At 32.5% G+C, this 22,719-nt stretch carries 23 protein-coding genes and 1 tRNA gene; 11 read left to right on the top strand and 13 right to left on the bottom strand.

Features of this window, described 5'->3' with window-relative positions; genetic code table 11:
- Positions 1–10: 10 nt before the first annotated feature.
- The 3 genes from Q4548_RS11495 to Q4548_RS11505 all read left to right on the top strand — a co-directional run bounded on the left by Q4548_RS11495 (position 11) and on the right by Q4548_RS11505 (position 1,650).
- Positions 11–616: a TetR/AcrR family transcriptional regulator gene (locus Q4548_RS11495; protein ID WP_303455127.1), complete on the top strand. Its 606-nt coding sequence runs from the start codon at positions 11–13 to the stop codon at positions 614–616.
- 58 nt (positions 617–674) lie between these two features.
- On the top strand, positions 675–1,079 hold the full coding sequence (locus Q4548_RS11500; RefSeq protein WP_303455129.1) for an OsmC family protein: 405 nt from the start codon (positions 675–677) through the stop codon (positions 1,077–1,079).
- A gap of 136 nt (positions 1,080–1,215) precedes the next feature.
- Positions 1,216–1,650 (top strand): RbsD/FucU family protein, encoded by a 435-nt coding sequence (locus tag Q4548_RS11505; protein WP_303455131.1) that lies wholly within the window; start codon positions 1,216–1,218, stop codon positions 1,648–1,650.
- 179 nt (positions 1,651–1,829) lie between these two features.
- Here Q4548_RS11505 and Q4548_RS11510 read toward each other — a convergent pair whose 3' ends face one another.
- From Q4548_RS11510 to Q4548_RS11545, 8 genes are all read right to left on the bottom strand, one after another.
- Positions 1,830–3,080 carry a glycoside hydrolase gene (locus Q4548_RS11510; protein ID WP_303455134.1) on the bottom strand — a complete coding sequence of 417 codons (1,251 nt, stop codon included), beginning with the start codon at positions 3,078–3,080 and terminating at the stop codon, positions 1,830–1,832.
- Positions 3,081–3,213: 133 nt separating this feature from the next.
- Complete coding sequence (locus Q4548_RS11515; protein WP_303455137.1) at positions 3,214–4,809, bottom strand: sulfatase; 1,596 nt, start codon at positions 4,807–4,809, stop codon at positions 3,214–3,216.
- Positions 4,810–4,842: 33 nt separating this feature from the next.
- A complete protein-coding gene (locus Q4548_RS11520; protein ID WP_303455139.1) occupies positions 4,843–5,952 on the bottom strand; it encodes a glycoside hydrolase family protein in 1,110 nt (369 codons plus the stop codon).
- A 144-nt stretch (positions 5,953–6,096) separates the two neighbouring features.
- Entirely contained in the window at positions 6,097–7,413 is a 1,317-nt protein-coding gene (locus Q4548_RS11525) for a TolC family protein (protein ID WP_303455140.1), read from the bottom strand.
- A 1-nt stretch (position 7,414) separates the two neighbouring features.
- Positions 7,415–8,530, bottom strand: coding sequence for an efflux RND transporter periplasmic adaptor subunit (locus tag Q4548_RS11530; RefSeq protein WP_303455142.1), 1,116 nt, complete (start codon positions 8,528–8,530; stop codon positions 7,415–7,417).
- 9 nt (positions 8,531–8,539) lie between these two features.
- The gene (locus Q4548_RS11535; RefSeq protein WP_303455145.1) at positions 8,540–9,799 is read right to left on the bottom strand and encodes an ABC transporter permease; all 1,260 of its coding nucleotides are present in this window, start codon (positions 9,797–9,799) and stop codon (positions 8,540–8,542) included.
- The gene (locus Q4548_RS11540) at positions 9,792–11,039 is read right to left on the bottom strand and encodes an ABC transporter permease (RefSeq protein WP_303455148.1); all 1,248 of its coding nucleotides are present in this window, start codon (positions 11,037–11,039) and stop codon (positions 9,792–9,794) included. Before Q4548_RS11540 ends, Q4548_RS11535 begins: the two co-directional genes overlap by 8 nt.
- The gene (locus Q4548_RS11545; protein WP_303455151.1) at positions 11,032–11,733 is read right to left on the bottom strand and encodes an ABC transporter ATP-binding protein; all 702 of its coding nucleotides are present in this window, start codon (positions 11,731–11,733) and stop codon (positions 11,032–11,034) included. Before Q4548_RS11545 ends, Q4548_RS11540 begins: the two co-directional genes overlap by 8 nt.
- 411 nt (positions 11,734–12,144) lie before the next feature.
- Between Q4548_RS11545 and Q4548_RS11550 the strand changes: the two genes are divergently transcribed.
- From Q4548_RS11550 to Q4548_RS11575, 6 genes are all read left to right on the top strand, one after another.
- Positions 12,145–13,215, top strand: coding sequence for an ABC transporter permease (locus tag Q4548_RS11550; RefSeq protein WP_303455154.1), 1,071 nt, complete (start codon positions 12,145–12,147; stop codon positions 13,213–13,215).
- Positions 13,216–13,220: 5 nt separating this feature from the next.
- Positions 13,221–13,721: a thioredoxin family protein gene (locus tag Q4548_RS11555; protein ID WP_303455157.1), complete on the top strand. Its 501-nt coding sequence runs from the start codon at positions 13,221–13,223 to the stop codon at positions 13,719–13,721.
- 6 nt (positions 13,722–13,727) lie between these two features.
- Positions 13,728–14,486, top strand: a complete 759-nt coding sequence (gene tpiA / locus Q4548_RS11560; RefSeq protein WP_303455160.1) for a triose-phosphate isomerase — start codon at positions 13,728–13,730, stop codon at positions 14,484–14,486.
- A gap of 80 nt (positions 14,487–14,566) precedes the next feature.
- Complete coding sequence (gene prmA, locus Q4548_RS11565) at positions 14,567–15,394, top strand: 50S ribosomal protein L11 methyltransferase (protein WP_303455163.1); 828 nt, start codon at positions 14,567–14,569, stop codon at positions 15,392–15,394.
- Positions 15,395–15,414: 20 nt separating this feature from the next.
- A complete protein-coding gene (locus tag Q4548_RS11570) occupies positions 15,415–15,690 on the top strand; it encodes an ATP-dependent Clp protease adaptor ClpS (RefSeq protein ID WP_303455166.1) in 276 nt (91 codons plus the stop codon).
- A gap of 1 nt (position 15,691) precedes the next feature.
- Entirely contained in the window at positions 15,692–15,964 is a 273-nt protein-coding gene (locus Q4548_RS11575) for a hypothetical protein (protein WP_303455169.1), read from the top strand.
- Here the strand turns inward: Q4548_RS11575 and Q4548_RS11580 are convergent.
- The 3 genes from Q4548_RS11580 to Q4548_RS11590 form a co-directional block, all read right to left on the bottom strand.
- The gene (locus Q4548_RS11580) at positions 15,961–16,881 is read right to left on the bottom strand and encodes a phosphatase PAP2 family protein (RefSeq protein WP_303455172.1); all 921 of its coding nucleotides are present in this window, start codon (positions 16,879–16,881) and stop codon (positions 15,961–15,963) included. The genes Q4548_RS11575 and Q4548_RS11580 overlap by 4 nt on opposite strands.
- 15 nt (positions 16,882–16,896) lie before the next feature.
- Positions 16,897–17,814 (bottom strand): phosphatase PAP2 family protein, encoded by a 918-nt coding sequence (locus Q4548_RS11585; protein ID WP_303455174.1) that lies wholly within the window; start codon positions 17,812–17,814, stop codon positions 16,897–16,899.
- 97 nt (positions 17,815–17,911) lie between these two features.
- Positions 17,912–17,985: transfer RNA gene (locus Q4548_RS11590), tRNA-Arg, on the bottom strand.
- A gap of 252 nt (positions 17,986–18,237) precedes the next feature.
- Here Q4548_RS11590 and Q4548_RS11600 point away from each other — a divergent pair.
- Positions 18,238–19,182, top strand: coding sequence for a calcium/sodium antiporter (locus Q4548_RS11600; RefSeq protein WP_303455176.1), 945 nt, complete (start codon positions 18,238–18,240; stop codon positions 19,180–19,182).
- Between the two features lie 74 nt (positions 19,183–19,256).
- On the opposite strand, the gene Q4548_RS11605 is transcribed toward Q4548_RS11600, so the two are convergent.
- Positions 19,257–20,354 carry an OmpA family protein gene (locus Q4548_RS11605; protein WP_303455178.1) on the bottom strand — a complete coding sequence of 366 codons (1,098 nt, stop codon included), beginning with the start codon at positions 20,352–20,354 and terminating at the stop codon, positions 19,257–19,259.
- Between the two features lie 309 nt (positions 20,355–20,663).
- Between Q4548_RS11605 and Q4548_RS11610 the strand changes: the two genes are divergently transcribed.
- Positions 20,664–21,071 carry a group III truncated hemoglobin gene (locus Q4548_RS11610; protein WP_303455180.1) on the top strand — a complete coding sequence of 136 codons (408 nt, stop codon included), beginning with the start codon at positions 20,664–20,666 and terminating at the stop codon, positions 21,069–21,071.
- A 3-nt stretch (positions 21,072–21,074) separates the two neighbouring features.
- Here Q4548_RS11610 and Q4548_RS11615 read toward each other — a convergent pair whose 3' ends face one another.
- On the bottom strand, positions 21,075–22,622 hold the full coding sequence (locus Q4548_RS11615) for an SDR family NAD(P)-dependent oxidoreductase (RefSeq protein WP_303455183.1): 1,548 nt from the start codon (positions 22,620–22,622) through the stop codon (positions 21,075–21,077).
- Positions 22,623–22,719: the final 97 nt, after the last annotated feature.

Below are 22,719 nucleotides of genomic sequence, written 5' to 3' on the forward strand. Positions count from 1 at the left end.
TTGTTAAGTAATGAAACAAAAAATTAAATCCGAAATAACACAACAGTTGATCATTGAAGAATCTTTTAAGCTGTTTTATAAAAACGGTTATTCTAAAACAAGTATTCCTGAAATAATGAGTAAAACGGGGCTTTCAAAAGGAGCTTTTTACCACCATTTTGAAAGTAAACATGAATTAGGAAAGCAAGTAATAAAAGATATAGTAAGAAAAAGAATATATGACAGCATGATTACTCCTCTTAATAATTATAAAAAAGAAAATGTAATTAACTTGCTATGTAGAATATTTACCGAAAGAATCAAAAGCTTTTCAATAGAAGAGAAAAGACTTGGCTGTCCTGCAAACAATTTAATTAATGAAATAGGTTGTTCAGATGATGTTTTCAGGAATATTCTTAAACAATTAATCAATGATTGGAAATCTATGTTAATCAAAGTTTTAGAAGAAGGAAAGTTAAAAAAAGAAATTAAAAAAGATGTAAATTCATCGGCTGTTGCAATTTATCTGATAAGTGGATTTGAAGGAGTACGTGGAATTAGAAAGGTATTTGATGATGATAAAATTCTCTTTGAATATTTAGAAACTCTGAAAAAACACATTCACCAATTAGGTTAAAAAAATTTAACCAAAAACATACCTATAGGAATGTTTTATAATCAAAATAAATAAAATTATGAGTAACTTAAAAATTCACCTTAAACAATGTTCTAAAAGTGCAATGGAACTAGAAAATAACAAATTAAAAATAATCATAGACCGTCCAATCGAAAATGGTGGAGAAGGAAAAGGAATTTTAGGAGGAGAATATCTACTTACAGGTATAGGTGGCTGTTATAGTAGTAATTTATTTGCAGCCGCACAATCAAGAAATATCAATATTGAAGGCTTAGCTCTAGAAATTACTGCTACTATAAGTCAAGATATTCCCAAGCGTTTTTCAAAAATAGATATTGCAGTTTCTTATGAATCATGTTCTGATGAGCAAGTATTTGACAAACTAATGGCTATTGCCGAAAGAGCCTGTATTTCTGTTAATACTGTTAAAAATGGTTTGATATTAAATACAAATAAGAAATAAACATTGAAGAGAAAGCCTTTTACTAACAACAGTTAACAATAATACTGTTTTTAGTGCTTACTTAAATTTTATTCTTTTACTATCTATGCTAAAATTATTTGATTATTTTAGGTAACCATCATTAAAAGAGAATTTTATGCTAAAAACTCCGATAATACATCCAACAATTATGGAAGTACTTGCGCGTTCAGGACATTTTGCACAAGTTGTCATTGCTGACGGAAATTTACCCGTAGCTGCCATGAGAGGTCCTAATTCTACCACTGTACATCTCAACTTTCGCCCAGGACTATTGGATGCGCTTACAGTACTAGAAGGCATATTAGAAGTTTGCCCTATTCAGGGTGCAATAGTCATGGAAAAGCCAGCTGGAGCAAATGCCGAAATACACGAAGGCTATAAAACACTTTTGGGTGATGTAACTTGGGATGTAATGGAACGTTGGTCTTTTTACGAAAAGATAAGAGAACCTGCTACCACATTAATTATTCAAACTGGTGAACAACGTAGGTTTGCTAATCTAATTTTAACTGTTGGTGTAGTAAAAATGGCAGAAGAAAATAACTTTTAAAAACTCCCAAAAAACTCAACCTATTTCAGGTGATACATTTCTTCTAATTAGAATCAACATAAAAACATATTTAAAAGGAAAAAATGAATCAAGACAAGTTTACAATTTTTCAATCAAACTACTAAGAACAAAAAAACTGTCACTAAAAGGACAGTTTTTTGTTTGAAATAATATCAACTTTATTTTTTGTTTAGTTGTTCATTTTCTTCAGCAATACGTTTTTTCTGTGCAGCGGTCAATCCCATTTTATAGAAGAACTCAGGTCTTAAATATACATGGTTTTTTTTCATATTAGGATCGTTTACATCTTGACTCAAATCACAATCAAAACGAGACAATATTGCATGATTGGTACTCCATCCATTTACAGCTGTAAAATGAGACAATCCCCAAGTAATTCCTCTACCATCTTTTGTATTTGTGTACGCATCTGGAATAAAAGGACCTGCAGCATTTGGCATAAACTCAACATTTGCTGCCACATCAAAGTTAACTCCGTCTTTTGCAAATTGAACAGTATTGTGTTCGTTACCGTCTCTAATCACCAAAGCAGCAATTCCATCTTTAAAAGGGAACATTGTTGTTTCATGCCCAGAACCAATTACAGGGTTTAAAGGATGCTTTTTAAAAGGTCCTAAAGGATTATCTGCCGTTGCCAAACCTTGCATTCTGATATAATCTCCATTGTTTTTAGAATCCGACTTATAATACAGGTAAATTTTTCCTTTGTATACTAATGGGTATGGATCGTGAATAGAAAACTGATCCCATTCTCCTTCTGCTCCATTCGGAATTACAATTTTGTTGTAAGGAACCCAAGGCCCATCAGGAGAATCTGCATACGAAACCGCTACAGGACAGTCATCCCCTTTTTTACCACTAATTTCTAAGAAACCTTGATAGTATAAATAATATTTTCCTTTCCATTCTAAAATATCTGTAGTCGTTACAGATCTCCATCCCACTGCTGGTTTAGGAGGTCTTGGCACAGCTACTCCTTGCTCTTCCCATGTAAAACCATCTTTACTTGTTGCATACCAAATTTCTGACAAATCCCAATCTGCTGATGGAATGGTATCATTGGCTTTAGCAGCTCCTTTAGGTGATGTTGTTGTATTTCTGTATGTATACCAAACGTAATATTTTCCGTTTTTAAAAATGATTTTAGAAGGATCTCTACGAGAAATAGTTCCATCATGACCATGATAATCAAAACCTTTTAACTCTGTATATTTAAACTGTGTATACAGCTCGTTTGCTTGTGGAGTAGCTCCATATTTATCGTAACTACGCTCCATTCCTAGACTTAAAGGTCTATCTGGTTTTTCTGCAGGCAATTCATAAGGAAAACCTTTTGATTTCTTTTGAGCAGAAACACTCAATGCCATCAAACATAAAACAGCAACACTTGTTAATTTGATTCTATACATTTCTTTATTTTTAATAATCTAATTACAAATAGACATTATTAATTCAAAAGCTGGAAACACAAATCTTTATTTATACAAACCATATGATTAAACAGTGTTTTTATGGTAAAAAAAAAACTAGACAACACCTGTACTAATCCTTTGTTTGCTTACTTCCCCACCAATCTGCATTGGGTTTAAAATCTTCTTTTAAAAACTGTAAACGTTGTTTTTCTAAACTTTGTAATTTCTTAGTTGCTATTTTTTCTAAATGTATTTTTTCTTTTTGCGCATCGTAAATAGGATCTTGTTCTGGGAAATTTGCATTTACACTATTTAAATAATCAAAAAGTTGTTTGTTTAATGTAGTAACTACCTCTGGATGTTCTTTAGACACCTCATATTGTTCTTCTGTATCAGTAACAAGATTGAATAATTCATTTCTTCCATCTTCGTAATAATGAATCAATTTCCAATCTCCTAACCTAATTATTGATGAAGGCTCTCCTCCTTGATTTCCATAATGTGGATAATGCCAAACCAAAGGTCTGTTTGCAATTTCTTTTCCTTCTAAAACTGGTTTTAAACTCACTCCATCTTGATGCTCGTTTGGTTTCAATTTAGCTCCCACCAAATCCAATAACGTTGGATAAAAATCTACTCCAGACACAGGTACATTAGTTTCTTTAATTTGATTTTTTATCCAAGGAACTTTGACGAAATAAGGTTCTCTAATCCCACCTTCATACTGATATCCCTTTCCTCCTCTTAAAGGTAAATTAGACGTAGAAAAAGAATCTCCTGCAGACACCCCTCCATTATCTGATGTAAAGACAACAATCGTGTTTTCATCCAATCCTAAATCTTTCAATCCTTTTAAAACAACTCCCACAGCATCATCCATAGTTTCTACCAAGCCAGCATATATAGGATTGTCTTGAGTCTGTCTAATGGGTAAAAATTTCCCCATTCTGTAAGCTGTTTCCTCAATTCCATTGTCAATGGCTTTTTTTCTGTATTTAGCCCATTTTTCTTGAGTAGTTTCAATAGCTCCGTGCACTGCATAAAAAGACAAATAAGCATAAAACTGTTTGTCTTTGTTTTGTTTCATAAAACTTACTGTTTCATTTGCCAAACGCATACTTAAATTCTCTCCATCTTCATGATTTTCTAAATTTGGGTTTTTAAAAGGAGCGTAATATCCTCCTTTAGGTCCACCTGCATCGTACCCTCCTACATTGATATCAAATCCATGATCTTCTGGCCAAGAACCTTTTTCTCCCAAATGCCACTTTCCAGCAAAAAAGGTAGTATATCCTTCTTCTTTTAAAGCCTCTGGCAAAGTGATGAATTCCTTTTTTAAGGAATGTTCATATTCGGCAGGTAACAATTTAGAAAAACGTTTCTTTTCTCTCCATTTTTCTCCAGATCTAGCCCCAATCCAATCGGTAATACCATGCCTTGCCGGAAAAGTTCCTGTTAGAATACTTGCTCTTGAAGGACTACAAACTTGACAAGCTGCATATCCATCGTTAAAAACAGTTCCTTCTTTGGCTATTTGATCAATATTGGGGGTTTCATAAAATGTATTATTTCTATAACTTAAATCGTTATAACCATAATCATCTGCCAGAATAAATAAAATATTTTTGTGTTCTTTTTTTTCTACTTTGGATTTTTTTTTTGCATTATCACAAGCTAATAAACAGCTGATAACAGAAAACCCTAGTACTATTTTTTGAATCGTCATTGTTTGCAAATTTTGATTTAAATTTATATAATCTTAGTTGTTCCAGTTGATTGGAATGGCAATATTTCCATTTACATTTTTATCATAAACAGCCACATAAATTACAATGGGTTGTCCTTTATCATTGGTCAACACAAAAGGTCTTTCCACTCTTTTTGGTTTCCAAATAGTTCCATCAGAAAGTACAAATTCTTTTTTCATAAAAACACTTCTTTCATCTGCTTTCCAATTAAAACCATCTTTAGAACTAAACAAAGCCAATTCACTTTTCCCCATTACATGGCAAACCATATAATATTTTTTTATGATTTGATCGTACCACATACAAGCATCCTCTGTTTGTGCTTTTGCATATACTGGTTTTGGATTAAATTTAAAAGATCCTTCTGGATGCTTAGAACTTCCTACTAATTGAATTCTAAAAGGTTCTTTGTGACTCAAATCATCACCTTTCATAATCATTAAATATTCGTTGTCTTTATAAATAACCGCAGGATTTACTGCAATTTTTTTAAAGTTGACATTGTCTGGTTCTACCACTACTTGTTCAGAACGCACAAAAGGTCCAGATGGATTGTTTGCTACCGCTACTCCAATACGCTGACTGTCTCTAACCAACATTCGGTTTTCATCAAACCACTCTTGATTTGGGTAAGAAAGTTCTTGTGTAGGTTGAAATAGGTGATTGATGTCATTGGCAATGTAATACAAGCAAATTTTCCCGTTGGCTACTATTGCATAAGGGTTGTGGGAATTATTTGCATCCCATCCTCCTATTTTTTCACTCTCCAACACTACGTTTTCAAATACAAAAGGTCCTTCTGGAGCATCAGCAACCGCATGTGCAATTTCACAATTTGTCATCCAACCTTTGTGCTCGTATTCTTTTTTCCATCTAGAATAATATGCATGGTACTTATTGTTCCATTTTACTACCGAAAGTCCCCAAACATAATAACCTGGCTCTACTAAAACTTGTTTTTGAGTTTGATGATTGAAAAAACTTTCAACCACATTTGTAGACAAAGGTTCAAAAGTGATGTTTTTGTAGTTTTGGATTTCTATATCTTTTGACGATGTTTCTTTACAAGAACAAAAAACAAGGGCTAAAAAAGAAAAAGCTAAATACTTATAAATATTCATGAATACTGGTTTGATAGGTTTAAAACAATATTCAAAAATAACACAAACAAGATATAAACATGAGTCACTTTTTAGTCAATATGAAACACAAATGTTTTATTGATCATAAAATCAACTCCTTTTTATTAAAAAATTGAACCTTGATTAATTTAAACCGTAATATAAGTCCAAAATTTTCAATCGAAACAACAAATTGTATTTTACACGCAACAATTCCGTTTGGCTATTTTGATAATTGATTTTACTTTGTGTATAATCTAACAAATTGCTCTGCCCTACATCAAAACGTGTTTCTTGGTATTCAAAAGCTAATTTTTGCGCTTCGGTATTTTTTTGACTAGCTTCAAAGGTTTTGTACATTGCTTTCGCATTCAAATAAGCTTGATATACATCTTGGGTAACTTTTTGCTGTGTTTGTTTTAATGAGTTTTCACTTTTTAACACATTAATTTTACTCTTAGCGACTGCGTTTTTTGTTTGAAATCTATTAAAAACAGGAATGCTCAAACTAAAACCATATACAAATCCATAATTATTTTTTAATTGGTCAAAATATCCTAAATCAAAAATATCCGTTTCACGAGTATCAAAATTGATAAAACCTGACAAAGTAGGCAAATAAGCTCCTTTAGCAATATCAACTCCTTTTTTGGCAATATCAATATTTATTTCTGATAGTTTGATTTCGTTTCTATTGCTCATCACTTTTTCTACAATTTCATCTACAGGAGTTTCCAATCGTTTTCTGTCTAACAAACCAATTTCAACCTCTTTCAATTCCATTTCATCTGTCACTTCCATATTCAACAATCGTTTCAAACTCAACTTAGAAATAACAAGACTGTTTTCTGCTTCGGCTATTTTTTGCAAATCATTGGCTGCTGTAGCCTCTAATTGCAACACTTCTCCTTGTGCCAAAGTACCTGCATCAACTTGTTGTTTAGCCAAATTTAGTTGCTCTTTTGTCAAGCTATTTTGTGCTTTTAAAATGGCTATATTTTCTTGTTGCAACAATACCTCTAGATAAGCATTGGCCACATTCAACATCATGTCGTCTTTTACTTTTTCAATATTGAACTGAGCAGCTATTTCTTGCAATTTTGACTGTTGCAACGTGTAGTAATTTTGAAAACCATTGTAAATAGGAATGCTAGAGCTTACTCCATAACTAGAGTTTCTGGTTGTTTGATTGATCAAAACCCCCGTTGTTACATTCTGACTCAATCCGTTGTTCCATGAATTTCTGGCGGATACGTTCAAATTAGGCAAAAAAGATCCTTTTGCATTGCTAGTTGTTAGTTTGGCATCTTCTAATGCAAACAATTGCTGTTTTACCTCTAAATTATGATCTATTGCGTATTGAATACACTCTTCTAAACTCCATGTTTTTGTTTGAGCAAATCCAAACTGAACACAGCAAAACAAAAACAAAACTCTCAGTATATTTTTTTTCACCATCATCTTATTTTTTGTTTTTATTTTGAGGCACCACAGCATTCCAATCTTTCACTTTGTCTTCCTTTGTAATTCCTTCTTTTACCTCTACTGTAATTCCATCACTTATTCCTAAAACGACATCTTTACGTTCAAAATCTTGCTCATCAACCAACACCTCTACATATGTTTTTTTGGTTTCTTTATCATATTGTAACAACGATTCGTTAATAGTTAACACATCTACGGCCTTGTCTAAAATAATTGAAGCATTGGCACTCAAACCAGAACGAACTACTGTGTTTTTAGAAATTTTCACAGCAGCTTCTATATCAAACTGAACCGCTCCATTTTCTTCCACTCCTTTTGGAGAAATATAATCCAATATGGCTTCAAATTTTAAATCTGGCAATGCACCAATTTTAATCGTAATTGGCATTCCTTCTTTTATTTTTCCAACCTCACTCTCATCAACCGTACCTTTAAAAATCATTTTACGTACATCTGCAATGGTAGCCAATTCTGTTCCTGCATTAAAATTATTACTTGGTATTACCTGTACACCTTCTTCTACAGGCACTTGTAAAACAACCCCACTTACTGTAGCTCTAACCAAGGTGTTTGCTAAGTTTTTAAACCCTTTAGTGGTTCCTGTTTTGATAATTTCATAATTTTCTGTAGCAGAAATCCAACGCTGTTTTGCCTGTTGGTATGTTGCTTTGCTTTTGTCAAAATCATTGATAGAAATTACTCCTTTGTCAAATAGCAATTTTTGTCTGTCAAATATTTTTTGTTCTGTATCTAAATCTATTTTGGCACTAGAGACACTGTTTGCAGATGACTGCAAATTGTTAATGGTAGGAATTACTTTTATTTTTGCAATAGGATCACCTGCCGTAATGGTATCTCCTGCTTCCACATAAATTTCATCAATAATTCCAGGTATGTTTGGTCTAATCACAACTTCTTCTTTGGGTGTAATTTTTCCTGAAGCAACCGTACTTAACACCACTGTTTGAATACTCGCTTTTTTGGTGTTAAAAACCACTGGTTTTTTCTGATCTCTTCTCCATAAATATCCCAAAGCCAAAACAAAAGCAATGACAATGATTGAAAGGATTAAAATAGTTTTTGATTTTTTCATAAGATATGTTTATTCAGTTCTGATTGCGTTAATAGGTTTCATTTTTACAGCTTTTTGTGCAGGAATCATTCCCGCTAACAAACCAAAAATAATCAAGATGATAAAAATAATTAAAATGGTGGGCAACGGTACTATTGGGTTTAAAATCATGCTATCGTATGGATCTAAACTGTCTATTTTTAAATTGACTAAAAACAACAGAAACGAAGCAAAACTAACACCTGCCATTCCAGACAATAATGTTAAAAAGATAGATTCCGAGAGTATTTGTTTTTTTACCACATAAGGTGTTGCTCCCAAAGCACGTCTTATTCCTATTTCTTTAGTTCGTTCTTTAATAACAATCAGCATAATATTACTAATTCCAATAACTCCAGACAATAAAATCATCAAACCTACAAAAAACGAAACTGCTTTTAGGGTTACAAATAACATGTTAAATTTTTCAAACTGTTCATTCAAATCAAAATTCCCAATAGCTCTTTTGTCTTTTGGATTGATTTTATGACGTTTTTGCAACAATCCTATGATTTTTTCTTTCAGATCTGTTACAGATTGATTGTTGTCCGCAGTAATAAAAAAGTAACTAACTTTCTCTCCAAAATTAAATACTTGAGAAAACGTATTAAAGGGAATGTGAATGTTCTGTTGTGCTCTAATATTTCTCTGACCATCTATAGAGGTGTCTTTGTACACACCAACTACTTTAAAATTTACTCCTTTTATTCTGATGTAACTCCCAATAACAGTTTCTCCTTTCTCAAACAATTCATCAATCAATCCCCAACCTAAAATAGCTACTTTTCTTTTTTGATCAATGTCTTGTTGATTGATAAATCTCCCTTGTGTAAGTTTCAATGATTTTTGACCTAAAAATTCTGGAGCATTTCCTTCTACAGTGTAATCTCCATCTTTTAAATTGTGTTGTATTAGTGTGGTAAAGTTGTTCTGAGGAGATACTATTTTTAAACCTTTTACTTTGTCTTTGATAGATTTCGCATCTTGATTGTCAAAAAAATAAGACCTATTTTTAGACATCCCCTCATATTCCATAGAAGTTCTTTGAGCCCAAACAAACAATGAATTGGTTGCTATTCCCTGAAATTTGTGTTTGATTCCTGTTTCAAAACCTTTGGCTGCAGACAACAAAAGCACCATGATAAAAATTCCCCAAAACACTCCAAAAGAAGTCACCAAGGTTCTAGTTTTATTCGATTTTAAAGAGGATATAATCTCATTCCACAAATCTCTATTAAAAAAATTATTCATCTCTTAAAGCTATTATGGGTTTGATTTTAGATGCGTATTTTGCTGGAAAATAGCCAGCAACGGCTCCCGATATGACCAACAGTATAACTGTAGATATTGCAATGCTAAAATTTACTTTAGGATTTAAAATAAATTCTGTTTGTATTTGTCCTCCTATAATTTCCAAGACTACAAACCCTAATAACAAACCTATCATTCCGGAAATAGAGGTGATAAAAATAGCTTCGTGTAACACCATGGCTACAATTGCTTTGGGCTGTGCCCCTAATGCTTTTCGGATTCCAATTTCTTTGGTTCGTTCTTTCACTATAATCAACATAATATTACCCACACCTACAATTCCAGCAATCAGTGTTAAAATTCCAATCATCCAAAAAAACAGGTTCATACCTAAAATTAGCATGTAAATATCTTTGCTATTCTCTACAGCGTTGTTATACCTAATTGCTGTCAAATCATCAGGATGAACTTTATGTCTTTTCTGTAGTTTTTCTTTTACTTGTTTTGCAAATGCTTCTGTTTGAGCCAGTGCCAAATCATAATTAGCAATAGGATTTAAGGTAAATAAGAAACTACTTCCTGAATTGGTTGTATTGTAAAGTGTTGTTAACGTAGTATGTGGCAAATAAATACGAGCTTCATCCCTTTCTCCTCCTATATCTTGAAACACTCCTATTACTTTGTATTGTATTTTTCCAATACTAATTATTTTACCTATACCACTTTCTGGTTCTTTAAATAAATCTTCGGCTACAGGAATTCCTAAAACAGCAACTTTTAAAGAAGCTTCATAATCCCTTTGGTTCAAAAACCTACCTGCAACCAAAGTTGCATTTTCTAAAAACAATCTATCAGGCATAGTTCCTACCAACCGGTAAGTTCCCGATTCAGATTCATACGAAGTCGTTAAATTTCCTTTGCTAAAACCTGCAGCTTCATACTCCAAAACATCTTTGTACTGCTTGGTTATAATATCATAATCATAAATATCCATTTTTATTCTTCTACCAGAATTCATTCCATTGTATTCTTTAGAAGTTCTGTTAGACCAAAATTCAATCAATGTAGAGGCATCTCTACTAAACTGATGTTCTGTACCATTTTTAAAACCACTAGCAATCCCTAATAGAATAATTAGAATAAAAATTCCAGAACCTACAGAAACCCCTGTTAAAAATGTACGAAGCTTATTTTTTGAAATTGCTTCAAAAATTTCTTGCCACCGATCTATATTAAACATGCAGTTGAGGTCTTACCTGGTTAATAATAGTATCCCCAATAATCAATCCATCTTTCAACTCCACATTACGTTTTGTCATGGCAGCAATATCAGGTTCGTGCGTAACAATAATCAATGTTTTTCCTTCATCATTTATCTGCTGCAACAACTCCATTACACCATAAGACGTTTTGGTATCCAATGCCCCTGTAGGCTCATCTGCCAACAAAACTTTAGGATCAGAAGCCAATGCTCTAGCAATAGCAACACGTTGTTTTTGACCACCAGACAATTCACTAGGCAAATGTTTAGACCAATCTGCCAATCCTACTTTTTCTAAATAAAACAAAGCTCTTTCTTCTCGTTCTTTTCTAGAAACACCTTGATAATACAATGGAAGTGAAACATTGTCTACAGCAGTTTTGTAGTTGATTAAATTAAAAGATTGAAAAATAAAACCTAAAAATTTATTACGATATTTTGCAGCAATTTTTTCATTTAAATTCTTTACTTCAATGTTGTCCAAGTGATATGAACCTTCATCAGCTTCATCTAAAATTCCGATAATATTTAGCAATGTAGATTTTCCAGAACCCGATGACCCCATAATAGAAACCATTTCTCCTTCTTTAACATTAAAGTCTATCCCTTTTAAAACTGGCAAAGAATTACTACCTATTTGATAAGATTTGTGTAAGTTTTGAATCGCTATCATTGCTGCTATTTGTTCGTTTGTGTATTTTAACAAATCTAAAAGTCCCTTTTTTTAAGAATCTCATCGTAATTTTATTAAAGAGTAAATATAATAAATAGGATATTGAAAATCATATAACTAATAACAATCTTAAACCTGTTGCCCAACCATATAATTAACTTTAAGCTTCTTTTTGATTCCCATTTTTTTCTTGAAAACATTTATCAAATATTGTACCGAATAAACATCAATTCTAAGAAAAACTATAGATATTAAATTATGCTGTTTTTTAATTGATGTATCAAACTGTTCTTTGATTACCATCTTAATCACTCTAAAAAACAAAAACATTAAAGTTTATTCAAATATTTTTCTGATTCTTATTAGAAAAACTTCGTAACCATTATATTTGAAGAACCTAAAGGTAGTGTGTTGATAAATTTTATTTTAAAAAATATAGCCAAAGGATTTGTTAGCTTGTTTGGTGTAGCATCTCTTCTTTTTTTCTTATTCAACTTGTTAGGAGATCCTTCTAGAATGTTGTTGGATCAAAGAGAAGACGAGCAGCAACTAAAAAACATTAAAATTAAATACGGATTGAATTTACCTATGCACATTCAATACATGAACTATCTAAATGATTTATCACCAATTTCCTTTCACAGTACTAATCCTGATAATTATTCTTATTTGTCTCAAGAGAAATCAAAAATCACTTGGATGCGTACAGGAAATTTTATAGGAGTTTTAAAATTCCCAAATCTTAGAAACTCTTTTCAAAAAAATGATAAATCCGTTAGTAGTATTTTGTATGAAACGCTGCCAAATACAATGTTGCTAGCATCTACGGCTATATTGATTGCTTTATTTTTTGGTTTGCTTTTGGGTATTCTTTCTGCTTTAAAAGTGAATACTTTTTTGGACAAAAGCATTATGGTTGTTAGTACTTTAGGGATGAGTTTACCTTCTTTTTTCTCAGCAATTATTATTGCTTGGTTGTTTGGTTTTGTTTGGCACAAATACACAGGTTTGGGCATGACAGGAAATTTAGTAGAAGTTGATGATTTTGGAGAAGGAAGTAAAATAGTCTGGAAAAATGCCATATTGCCCAGTTTGGTTTTAGGAATTAGACCTTTGGCAGTTATTGTGCAATTAACCAGAAACTCCTTGTTAGATGTTCTGAATAAAGATTATATCAGAACTGCAAAATCTAAAGGACTGTCTACCTCAAAAATCATTAGAAAACACGCACTTAAAAATGCTTTAAACCCCGTAATCACAACTTTATCAGGTTGGTTTGCTTCTTTATTAGCTGGAGCTGTTTTTGTTGAATATATTTTTAATTGGAACGGTTTGGGAAAAGAAATTGTAAACGCACTCAATTCTTCCGACTTACCTGTCATATCAGGAAGTATCTTAATCATTGCTGCTTTTTTTATTCTATTGAATATTTTGGTAGATATTTCTTACAGCATTTTAGACCCAAGTGTAGAATTAAAATAAAAAACATGAAACAAATTACCGTATTATTATTTTTAAGTATTGCTTTTCTTAGTTGCAAACCACCAAAAGACAAACAATTTGACCCTAAAGTTTTGGCCGCTCCAATGATGGACGATAAAGGTGCAGAATTTACCTTTCAACAAGTATTAGATCAGTACAAAGGAGAAACAGTGCTGATATATGTTTGGGCATCTTGGTGTGTAGATTGCATCCAGGGATTGCCAAAATTAAAAGAAGTACAAAAAAAATATCCAAATATAGATTACGTATTTATTTCCTTAGACAAGGATCAACGTTCTTGGAAAAACGGAATCAAACGTTTTAGTATAAAAGGCAATCATTATTATGTAAATGGTGGTTGGAAAAGTATATTTGCTAAAAATATTGACTTGGATTGGATTCCAAGATACATTGTTGTAGATGCAACTGGTAAAGTGGTTTTATACAGAGCCATTCACGCAGATGATGAAAACATTATAAAACTATTAGATAAACCAAATAATTAAAATAAGATGAGAAGTAAAATCGTAGCAGGTAACTGGAAAATGAACAAAAATGTTACCGAATCAAAAGCATTGGCTGAGGAATTGGTAAGTGAATTAAGTGGTGTATCGTTAGAGAACACTAGAGTAATTGTATCACCAACATTTGTAAACTTAACAACAGTTTTGGCTGCTAGCGAAGGTTCTGCTGTAGAAGTTGCTGCTCAAAACATGCACCAAGAAGCTAAAGGGGCGTACACAGGAGAAATTTCTGCTAGTATGTTGAAAAGCATTGGTATCAAAACAGTAATTTTAGGACACTCTGAAAGACGTGAGTACTTTGGTGAAGACGAAGCTTTGTTAGCTAAAAAAGTAAATGCTGCCATGCAAACTGAATTAGAAGTAATTTACTGTTTTGGTGAAGTATTAGAAGAAAGAAAAAACAATACTCATTTTGATGTGGTAAAAGCACAAATTTCTGGAGCTTTATTTCATTTAAATACTGCTGCATGGTCTAACATTATATTGGCTTACGAACCAGTATGGGCTATTGGAACAGGAGAAACTGCTTCTGCAGATCAGGCACAAGAAATGCATGCATTCATCCGTGGATTGGTTGCTGACCAATACGGAGCTGAAGTAGCTGACAATGTTTCTATTTTATATGGAGGTTCTTGTAAACCATCTAATGCTGAAGAAATTTTCTCTAAACCAGATGTTGATGGTGGATTGATTGGTGGTGCTTCTTTAGTAGCTGCTGATTTTGCTGCTGTAATCAAAGCAATCTAAAAGCTTAAAAATATAATTTTAAAAATAGCCAAAAGCCTATGCTTTTGGCTATTTTTGTATTCCAAAATAATGATATTAAAATGAATTACACGGGCTATACCTTTACCATCTCTCCTCTACAACCTGCTACCGAAATTTTAATTGCTGAATTAGGACAGCTAGGTTTTGAAAGTTTTGAAGAAACTGAAACCGGTTTAGAAGCATATATCCAAACAAAAGATTGGTGTGAGACTATTTTAAATGATGTTTTTGCTTTACAATCTGCTGAATTTGAAATTTCTTATACTTTTAAGGAAATAGAGCAAGTGAATTGGAACTTGGAATGGGAAAAGAATTTTGAGCCTATTCATGTAGAAAATAGAGTGAGTGTTATAGCTCCATTTCATGAAAAAACAGGTATGGAATACGAAATTGTTATAGAACCTAAAATGAGTTTTGGAACAGGACATCATGAAACTACGCACTTAATGATTCAGCATTTGTTAGAATTGGATTTGACCAACAAAAGTGTTTTAGATATGGGAACTGGAACTGGAATTTTGGCCATTTTTGCAGAAATGAAAGAAGCACATCCCATTGATGCTATTGACATTGATGAATGGTGTTACATCAATACAAAAGAGAATGTAGAAAAAAACAATTGCAAACACATTACCGCTTATCAAGGAGATGCATCTTTGTTGACAAATCAAAAATACGATGTGATTATAGCCAACATCAATAGAAATATTTTATTGAATGATATGGATATTTATAACAACTGTTTAAATAAGGGTGGGAAATTACTGTTGAGCGGTTTTTACACACAAGATATTCCTTTTTTAGAAGAAAGAACAAAAGACTTAGGACTGACCATCCAAAAAACATTTACAAAAAATAACTGGGTAGGTTTACAATTAAATAAATAATTATTAATTTTGAACTGATTATGAGTACTATAGAAAAAACTTTAGAAAGTCTTGACATCCTTGAGCAATTGATTAAGGAATACGAGATTGTGTTGTACAACGATGATGTAAATACATTTGAATACGTTATTGATGCTTTGATAGACGTTTGTGACCACGATCCTATTCAAGCAGAACAATGTACGATGTTGGTTCATTATAAAGGTAAGTGTGCTGTAAAAACAGGATCTTACGAAGAATTAGAACCACGTTGTTCTAAATTATTAGAATTAGGCTTGTCTGCTGAAATACATTAACATGGAACAATTACTAGATTACTACAATTTTTCTGAATTTCAGAAAGACGAATCTCTTTTTTTTGACACCATCTCTTTTAGCTGGATCAAAGACAATTTATACATCATTCTTGAGAAAAAAGAAGATCGCTGCTACGTACACTTTACTAGTTATGATGAAAAGAATCACATTGGAAAACAAAAACCAACAGGAATCAACACTTTAATTGATGATTTTCAAATTGATGACAATGACCATCGAAAAACAATTCAACAATATTTAGATTACAACTAAAAAGTAGCTGTCAATCTAAATCCACTATATTGAGAAGAAATTGATGGAATACAATTAAAAGTAATTTCTTTTTCTTTATTGGGTAAAATTCCTCTTGCCCTCCAACTACTTCGCACAATAGATCTACCTATAATAGTTCCTACAATTCCACCAGCAACCATGTCAGAAACCCAATGTTGATGACCTTTTATATCTGCAAAAAAAACAATTCCAGCAAAAGAATATGGAATCCAATAATTGTCAAACTCCATCTGAAAAACTTTTGCCATCGCAAAAAAAGCAGTAGCGTGTAAAGAAGGCATTGCCGTACCATGTGGTCCAGAAAAGATATACTCCCCTTCTCTGCTATTAAAAAAATCAAAAGGATTATCTGTAGCTTCATTGCTAGCATTACTATTGTCTCCACTTAAGTTACTATAAGGCCTCTTTCTACCAAAAATGGTCTTTAATATTGTGTGAGAAATTAAAATGGAATACCCTAAAGCTTTAAAACCATTGATAGCTGCATATTGTCCTCTTTCATACCCTGTAAACAAAGATCCTAAATAAGTTCCAGACATCGCATAAAACAAATAAGCATCGTTACCACTTGTCCAAGGAAAATCATTATTATAGATAGATATATCAGGTAATTTATAATCTACTCTTGTTTCTATTTCATCTTGGTAAAACATTGTTACAGGCTTATCAACCACCATCAAAGCACCAATAATTCCGGTATACAAAGCTGTTTTTTTCCAATCTTCTGTTACATTTTTTCCCATGTAAGCAAAATCCGAAGGAATGGTTTTGAAAGACGTTTTTATAATGTTTCCTGCCAAATGCATTCTTGACGAGAACAAAGATTTGTCTGAACTCTGCTGTTGAGAAAACATATAAAGAGGAACAAATAACAATACACAAAAACACTTTTTCATAAAACAATTTTTGATTTAAAACGTAGCTACCAATTGAAATCCGCTGTAACTAGATGAAATTGTTGGAATACAATTAAAAGTAATTTCTTTTTCTTTATTGGGTAAAATTCCTCTTGCTCTCCAACTACTTCGCACAATAGATCTACCTATAATAGTTCCTACAATTCCACCAGCAACCATGTCAGAAACCCAATGTTGATGTCCTTTTATGTCTGATAGAAAAACAGCTGTCATAAATCCATAAGGTATCCAATAATTATCATACTCCATCTGAAAAACTTTCGCCATGGCAAAAAAAGCTGTTGCATGTAAAGAAGGCATTCCTGTTCCGTGTGGACTAGAAAAAATATACTCCCCTTGTCTACTATTAAAAAAATCAAAAGGATTATCTGTAGTTGTATCCGTGTTCTCGGAAACACCATTTCTTAAATCTGTCAAAGGTCTTTTTCTTCCAAAAATAGTTTTTAATACCGTATGAGAAATCAAAATAGAATATCCTAAAGCTTTGAAACCATTGATAGCTGCATATTGACTTTTTTCGTTTCCACTAAATAGTGAAGAAAGATAAACACCTGACATGGTATAAAACATATAAGCATCTACTCCAGAAGTCCAAGGGAAACTATTTTTATTTACTGTAATACTAGGCAAGCTATACTGTATTCGGGTTTCTACTTCTGATTGATAAAATTCAGTGACTGGTCTATCTACCAACATTAGCGCACCAACAATACCTGTATACAAGGCTGTTTTCTTCCAGTCTTCTGTTACATTTTTTCCCATGTAAGCAAAATCCGAAGGAATGGTTTTGAAAGACGTTTTTATAACGTTTCCTGCCAAATGCATTCTTGATGAGAACAATGATTTGTCTGAACTCTGCTGAGAAAACATCAACAAAGGAACAAATAAAAGAATCAAACAATACTTTTTCATAATTTTTATATCGATTTTATCTCTCTCAAAAGTAAGTAAAAAGGAATAGCTAATAAAAAAATAAGCTCATAATAAATTAATATTATGAGCTTTATTGTGACCTCGGAAGGATTCAAACCTTCAACCTCTTGAGCCGTAATCAAGTGCACTATTCAGTTATGCTACGAGGCCGATTTCGGATGCAAATATAGAGGTTTATTACATTGTGACAAAATTTAATTTATGTTTTTTTACAATGATTTTTTAGTCACATAACATCTCCATCCTATGATTAACATTTGAATTCTACTTGCTTTGCTCAAATCCATACCTTTACAGGAATATGAAGGTAAAAACATCCTATTAATTTTAGCTAAAAATCTAAAAAATCTTTTTTTCATCATCGTCTGAATTAGAAGTATATTTGCATTAAATATAACAAAAATGCATTTATTATTTATTATTACAGGGTTGGTACTCTTAATTTTTGGAGGGGATTGGTTGCTAAAAGCTTCTGTAAGTATCTCAACTAAGTTAAATATTTCTAAAATAGTCATTGGAATGACAGTGGTTTCTTTTGCTACTTCTGCCCCAGAATTGATCGTTAGTATTCAATCTGCTTTGGATGGTTTTCCAGATCTAGCTCTTGGCAATGTTATTGGTTCTAACATTGCCAATCTTGGACTGGTTTTAGGATTGACGGTCTGTTTGGGAAGGATTGATATTGATCGTTCCTTTTATAAAACGGATTGGCCTATTATGATACTTGCTTCTATTCTTTTATTCGTTTTTATCAAATTTGACCAAACACTTGACCGATTTGAGGGAATTATTTTGTTTTCTTTCTTAATTTTATTTTTAGTCTATCTATTATTTTTTCACAAAAAAAACAATCCTCAAGAAATATTGGACGAAATCCCTGTTGAAGAGTTATCTCTTTACAAAACTATTCTTTTTCTTAGCTTAGGAGGATTGTGCCTTTGGGGAGGTTCGGAGTTATTGATTAATGGTGCAGTAGGATTGGCTAATCGTATTGGAATTAGTGAGCGTATTATTGCTGTTACCATGGTTTCTGTAGGAACTAGTATTCCAGAATTGGCAGCATCTATCATTGCCGTCATCAAAAAAGAAAAAGCCATTTCTATAGGAAATTTAATTGGTTCCAACATTTTTAACATTCTAGCTGTTTTAGGAATCACTTCCATCATCAAACCTATTACTGTTGGTGATTTGGCGATTATCAACAACGATATTTATTGGATGTTAGGAATCTCTTTCATCATACTACCTTTGTGTTTTGTTCCTAAAAAAATGTGTTTCGGGTTGAAAGAAGGAATTTTACTACTAGCTTCCTACTTTATTTTTATCTACATCACTATTTTTAATTAAGTAAACAATATCATTACATAAAAAAAGCGAATCCAAATGGATTCGCTTTTTTTATATTTTGTACCAATTAAAAACTATTCTAACAATCTAAATTCTGTACGTCTATTTTCTTCATGTTTGCTTTCAGGACAATTGATATCGTCTGTACAGTCATTCTTCAACCTAGTTTCACCATAACCTATAGGTACTAATAAATTCTCTTGAATTCCTTTAGAGATCAAATAATCTGCAACAGCTTTTGCTCTCTTTTTAGACAACTGTTTGTTTGTTGAATTGTTTCCTCTTGAATCTGTATGAGAAGCAATCTCTAATCTAATTCCAGGATTGTAAATTAACACAGGCATCAATGTAGCATCAATTGTAGACTTGGCAATATCTGTTAAAACGGTACTATTAACATCCCAAGTAATAGGCAACGGTTGGTAATCTAATAAAGAACACTCAACTCCTTTCCAACTAACTTCTCCTCCTTTTTTCACCAATACTTTTTTGGTAATCAATTCTGTTTTTGCAGGAACAACTTCTTCAGTAACATAAGAGTCACTTATTAAAATTTTCTTTTTTACATCTTCATATTCAGCAGGTACAGTTACCTCTTCAACTCTAGCTGGTTGTAACAAAACTGAACGCTCGTAAGTTGAGTTAGATCTATTTCCAACCATTGTATTAAAACTCGCTTGCTGTACAACATACGTTGTTTCGTACTCTTCATACTTTGCGGGATATACTTTATATTTCCAAAACTTACAAGCATCTGGATCAGGCTCAAAACAATTAGGCTTTCTTCCACCTACTTCCCATCTACTAAAAGAAGGACTGGTTTCTATAGTATCTGTTTTTGTTTCAAAAATAGCAGGCTTTACTTCAATTACCGAAGCAGGATCTCGATCTGAAAAAGAAAAGGACTCTTTTCCCCAAACTTCGGGAACAATTACATATTTGGTATATGCTGGTTTTACCAAAACTCTTTTAGTAATTGTTTCATATTGAGCGGGCACTACACTTAAAACCTTGTGTTCTGGTTTCTTAACAATCTCTACATTTTTGTACTCATAAAGATCTTGTGACGTAACTTTGATATAACATTTAGCTGGATCTGGGTTTGTAGGAAAGTTTTGTCCTGTAGACACAAACCAACACAACAATAAGAATGAAAATAATATTTTTTTCATGTAAGAATAATTGAGTTATAATTTCACGTTAAGCCCCAAATATACAAAATGAATCTACAAATGTCATCAATTAATAGTTAATAATCCCATACATCTATAAACACACTAATTAACAAGCGTCTAAGACTAAAAACAAGGTATTCATCTAATAAAAAAACACTCTTTTAAGTGGTTTTTTTATTGCCAAATAGTAGTTATCAAAAACATCAATTCTCTTTATTTTCATAGCCAAAAACAATTCATCAATCCACACCAAATACTTCTGTATTTTTAGTAGCTTTAGTTTTTATTCTTTTAAGAAATAAAATCATGAAGCAAGACATCCAAAATAGAGCAGATATCAATCAACTTGTAAATCATTTTTATAGTAAAGTAAGAAAGGACAATTTGTTAGGCCCTATTTTTAACAGAATGATTCCAGAAAAAGCTTGGCCAGTACATTTAGAAAAATTGACTGATTTTTGGGAAACAAATTTGTTTGGAATTCCAAAATTCAAAGGCAATCCAACTCAAAAACATTTATTAACAGATGCTACTTTTGATCATGTCATCAACCAAGAACATTTTGACCATTGGTTGAGTCTTTGGAAAAATAGTATTGACGAATTGTACCAAGGAGATTTGGCTACAAGAGCACAAATGGCCGCTTATAGCATTGCTCAAATTCAGAATATGGTAATTGCTAGAAACAAACCTATAGCAACAGAAAAAATTTAAAGATTACCAATCAATAGGTTTGTAATCTTTTAAAAACTTACCACACCAATGTTTTCCAGTATTGATTCCATCAAACAATGGGTCTATAACTCTTGCTGCTCCATCAACAATGTCTAAAGGTGGTTGAAAATCATGAACTTCAACTTTCTTTTTAGACAATTCTGCTGGATCTTCATCCGTAACCCAACCTGTATCTACAGCATTCATAAAAATTCCGTCTTTTGCCAAAGTAGCTGCAGAAGTATGGGTTAGCATGTTTAGTGCTGCTTTTGCCATGTTGGTGTGTGGATGTCTGTCTTCTTTTTTAAATCGATAAAACTTACCTTCCATCGCAGATACATTGATGATGTGTTTTTTACCTGTATTGTCTTTTTTCATCAATTCTGACAAACGATTACACAACACAAAAGGTGCTACGGAATTTACCAACTGAACCTCTAACATTTCCGTAGTTTCTATTTCACCCAATTTCAATCTCCAACTGTTCGTTTTTCGCAAATCTACCTGTTGCAAATCCGCATCCAACTCTCCTTCTGGAAAAACCTCTGCTGTAGCCAAAGAATTGTCAAAACTATATGGAATTTGAGACAATTTGGCCGAAGCTCTCAATCCCACTCCAGGTTCTTCTCCGTGCCAAGTTACCGGCACATTTTTGTTATTGGCAACTACGGTTCCGCTCAATTGTTTTAATTCATCCAAACAATTATTGTGATCTTTTAACAACTCTTGAGCCAACACAGGCAATTTATTGATAGGTAATTCTTCTATTTCCATCATATGTGCATAAAAACCTGCGGGTCTACGCACAGTTTGAGCTGCATTATTGATTAAAATATCCAATCTATCGTATTTTTGCTCAATGTAATTACAAAAAATTTCTACACTTGGAATGTGTCTTAAATCCAAGCCGTGAATTTTTAAACGGTGTCCCCATTCATGAAAATCCTCTTCTTTAGCAAAACGAATGGCAGAATCAGCTGGAAAACGAGTTGTAGCAATAACCGTTGCTCCTGCTCTTAACATCATTAAAGTAATGTGATAACCAATTTTTAAACGAGAACCCGTCATAACAGCAACTTGTCCTTTTAAATCTGCATTTTGAAAACGCTTGGCATAATTAAAATCCCCACATTCGGTACACATACTATCGTAAAAATGATGCAACTTGGTGTACAATGTTTTACACACATAACAGTTTCTTGGTGTTTCCAATTCTGGTATATCCTCTTTCTTAACCTCTGTAAAAGTCAACATTTTAGGAGCTTCAAACACAGCAGATTCTCTAGCAGAACGAATTCCTGTTTCTTTTCTAGCATGTTTGTCTCTTTCTTGCTGTTTGCGTTTGGCTGCTTTTTTAGCATCTTTTCTACGTCTATCTTGCTCTTCTTTGGTTGGTCGGCTTAACAAGCCTGCAACTTTCATTAAAGCTACACGTTGCTCTTCGGGCATTTCAAACAGCTGATTTGTGTCTTGCAACAAAGACTCTATCGTATGGATGCACTGTTGTACGTCTGTATCTTTTACAGAATTATTTTTAGAATTTTCTGACATGTATTTGTGTAAAAATCAAGGGCAAATATACGATATTAAAGGATTTTAAAATTACTTATCCTAAAAACTTAGTTTTGATTCCCTTTTTAACTTTCTA

Source organism: Wenyingzhuangia sp. 2_MG-2023 (genome assembly GCF_030548295.1).
Lineage (GTDB): Bacteria > Bacteroidota > Bacteroidia > Flavobacteriales > Flavobacteriaceae > Wenyingzhuangia.

Bases quoted from the DNA above. Each gene is read 5' to 3' on its own strand.
- Q4548_RS11495 (WP_303455127.1), top strand. From the start codon at position 11: ATGAAACAAAAAATTAAATCCGAAATAACACAACAGTTGATCATTGAA.
- Q4548_RS11500 (WP_303455129.1), top strand. From the start codon at position 675: ATGAGTAACTTAAAAATTCACCTTAAACAATGTTCTAAAAGTGCAATG.
- Q4548_RS11505 (WP_303455131.1), top strand. From the start codon at position 1,216: ATGCTAAAAACTCCGATAATACATCCAACAATTATGGAAGTACTTGCG.
- Q4548_RS11510 (WP_303455134.1), bottom strand. From the start codon at position 3,080: ATGTATAGAATCAAATTAACAAGTGTTGCTGTTTTATGTTTGATGGCA.
- Q4548_RS11515 (WP_303455137.1), bottom strand. From the start codon at position 4,809: ATGACGATTCAAAAAATAGTACTAGGGTTTTCTGTTATCAGCTGTTTA.
- Q4548_RS11520 (WP_303455139.1), bottom strand. From the start codon at position 5,952: ATGAATATTTATAAGTATTTAGCTTTTTCTTTTTTAGCCCTTGTTTTT.
- Q4548_RS11525 (WP_303455140.1), bottom strand. From the start codon at position 7,413: ATGATGGTGAAAAAAAATATACTGAGAGTTTTGTTTTTGTTTTGCTGT.
- Q4548_RS11530 (WP_303455142.1), bottom strand. From the start codon at position 8,530: ATGAAAAAATCAAAAACTATTTTAATCCTTTCAATCATTGTCATTGCT.
- Q4548_RS11535 (WP_303455145.1), bottom strand. From the start codon at position 9,799: ATGAATAATTTTTTTAATAGAGATTTGTGGAATGAGATTATATCCTCT.
- Q4548_RS11540 (WP_303455148.1), bottom strand. From the start codon at position 11,039: ATGTTTAATATAGATCGGTGGCAAGAAATTTTTGAAGCAATTTCAAAA.
- Q4548_RS11545 (WP_303455151.1), bottom strand. From the start codon at position 11,733: ATGATAGCGATTCAAAACTTACACAAATCTTATCAAATAGGTAGTAAT.
- Q4548_RS11555 (WP_303455157.1), top strand. From the start codon at position 13,221: ATGAAACAAATTACCGTATTATTATTTTTAAGTATTGCTTTTCTTAGT.
- tpiA (WP_303455160.1), top strand. From the start codon at position 13,728: ATGAGAAGTAAAATCGTAGCAGGTAACTGGAAAATGAACAAAAATGTT.
- prmA (WP_303455163.1), top strand. From the start codon at position 14,567: ATGAATTACACGGGCTATACCTTTACCATCTCTCCTCTACAACCTGCT.
- Q4548_RS11570 (WP_303455166.1), top strand. From the start codon at position 15,415: ATGAGTACTATAGAAAAAACTTTAGAAAGTCTTGACATCCTTGAGCAA.
- Q4548_RS11575 (WP_303455169.1), top strand. From the start codon at position 15,692: ATGGAACAATTACTAGATTACTACAATTTTTCTGAATTTCAGAAAGAC.
- Q4548_RS11580 (WP_303455172.1), bottom strand. From the start codon at position 16,881: ATGAAAAAGTGTTTTTGTGTATTGTTATTTGTTCCTCTTTATATGTTT.
- Q4548_RS11585 (WP_303455174.1), bottom strand. From the start codon at position 17,814: ATGAAAAAGTATTGTTTGATTCTTTTATTTGTTCCTTTGTTGATGTTT.
- Q4548_RS11600 (WP_303455176.1), top strand. From the start codon at position 18,238: ATGCATTTATTATTTATTATTACAGGGTTGGTACTCTTAATTTTTGGA.
- Q4548_RS11605 (WP_303455178.1), bottom strand. From the start codon at position 20,354: ATGAAAAAAATATTATTTTCATTCTTATTGTTGTGTTGGTTTGTGTCT.
- Q4548_RS11610 (WP_303455180.1), top strand. From the start codon at position 20,664: ATGAAGCAAGACATCCAAAATAGAGCAGATATCAATCAACTTGTAAAT.
- Q4548_RS11615 (WP_303455183.1), bottom strand. From the start codon at position 22,622: ATGTCAGAAAATTCTAAAAATAATTCTGTAAAAGATACAGACGTACAA.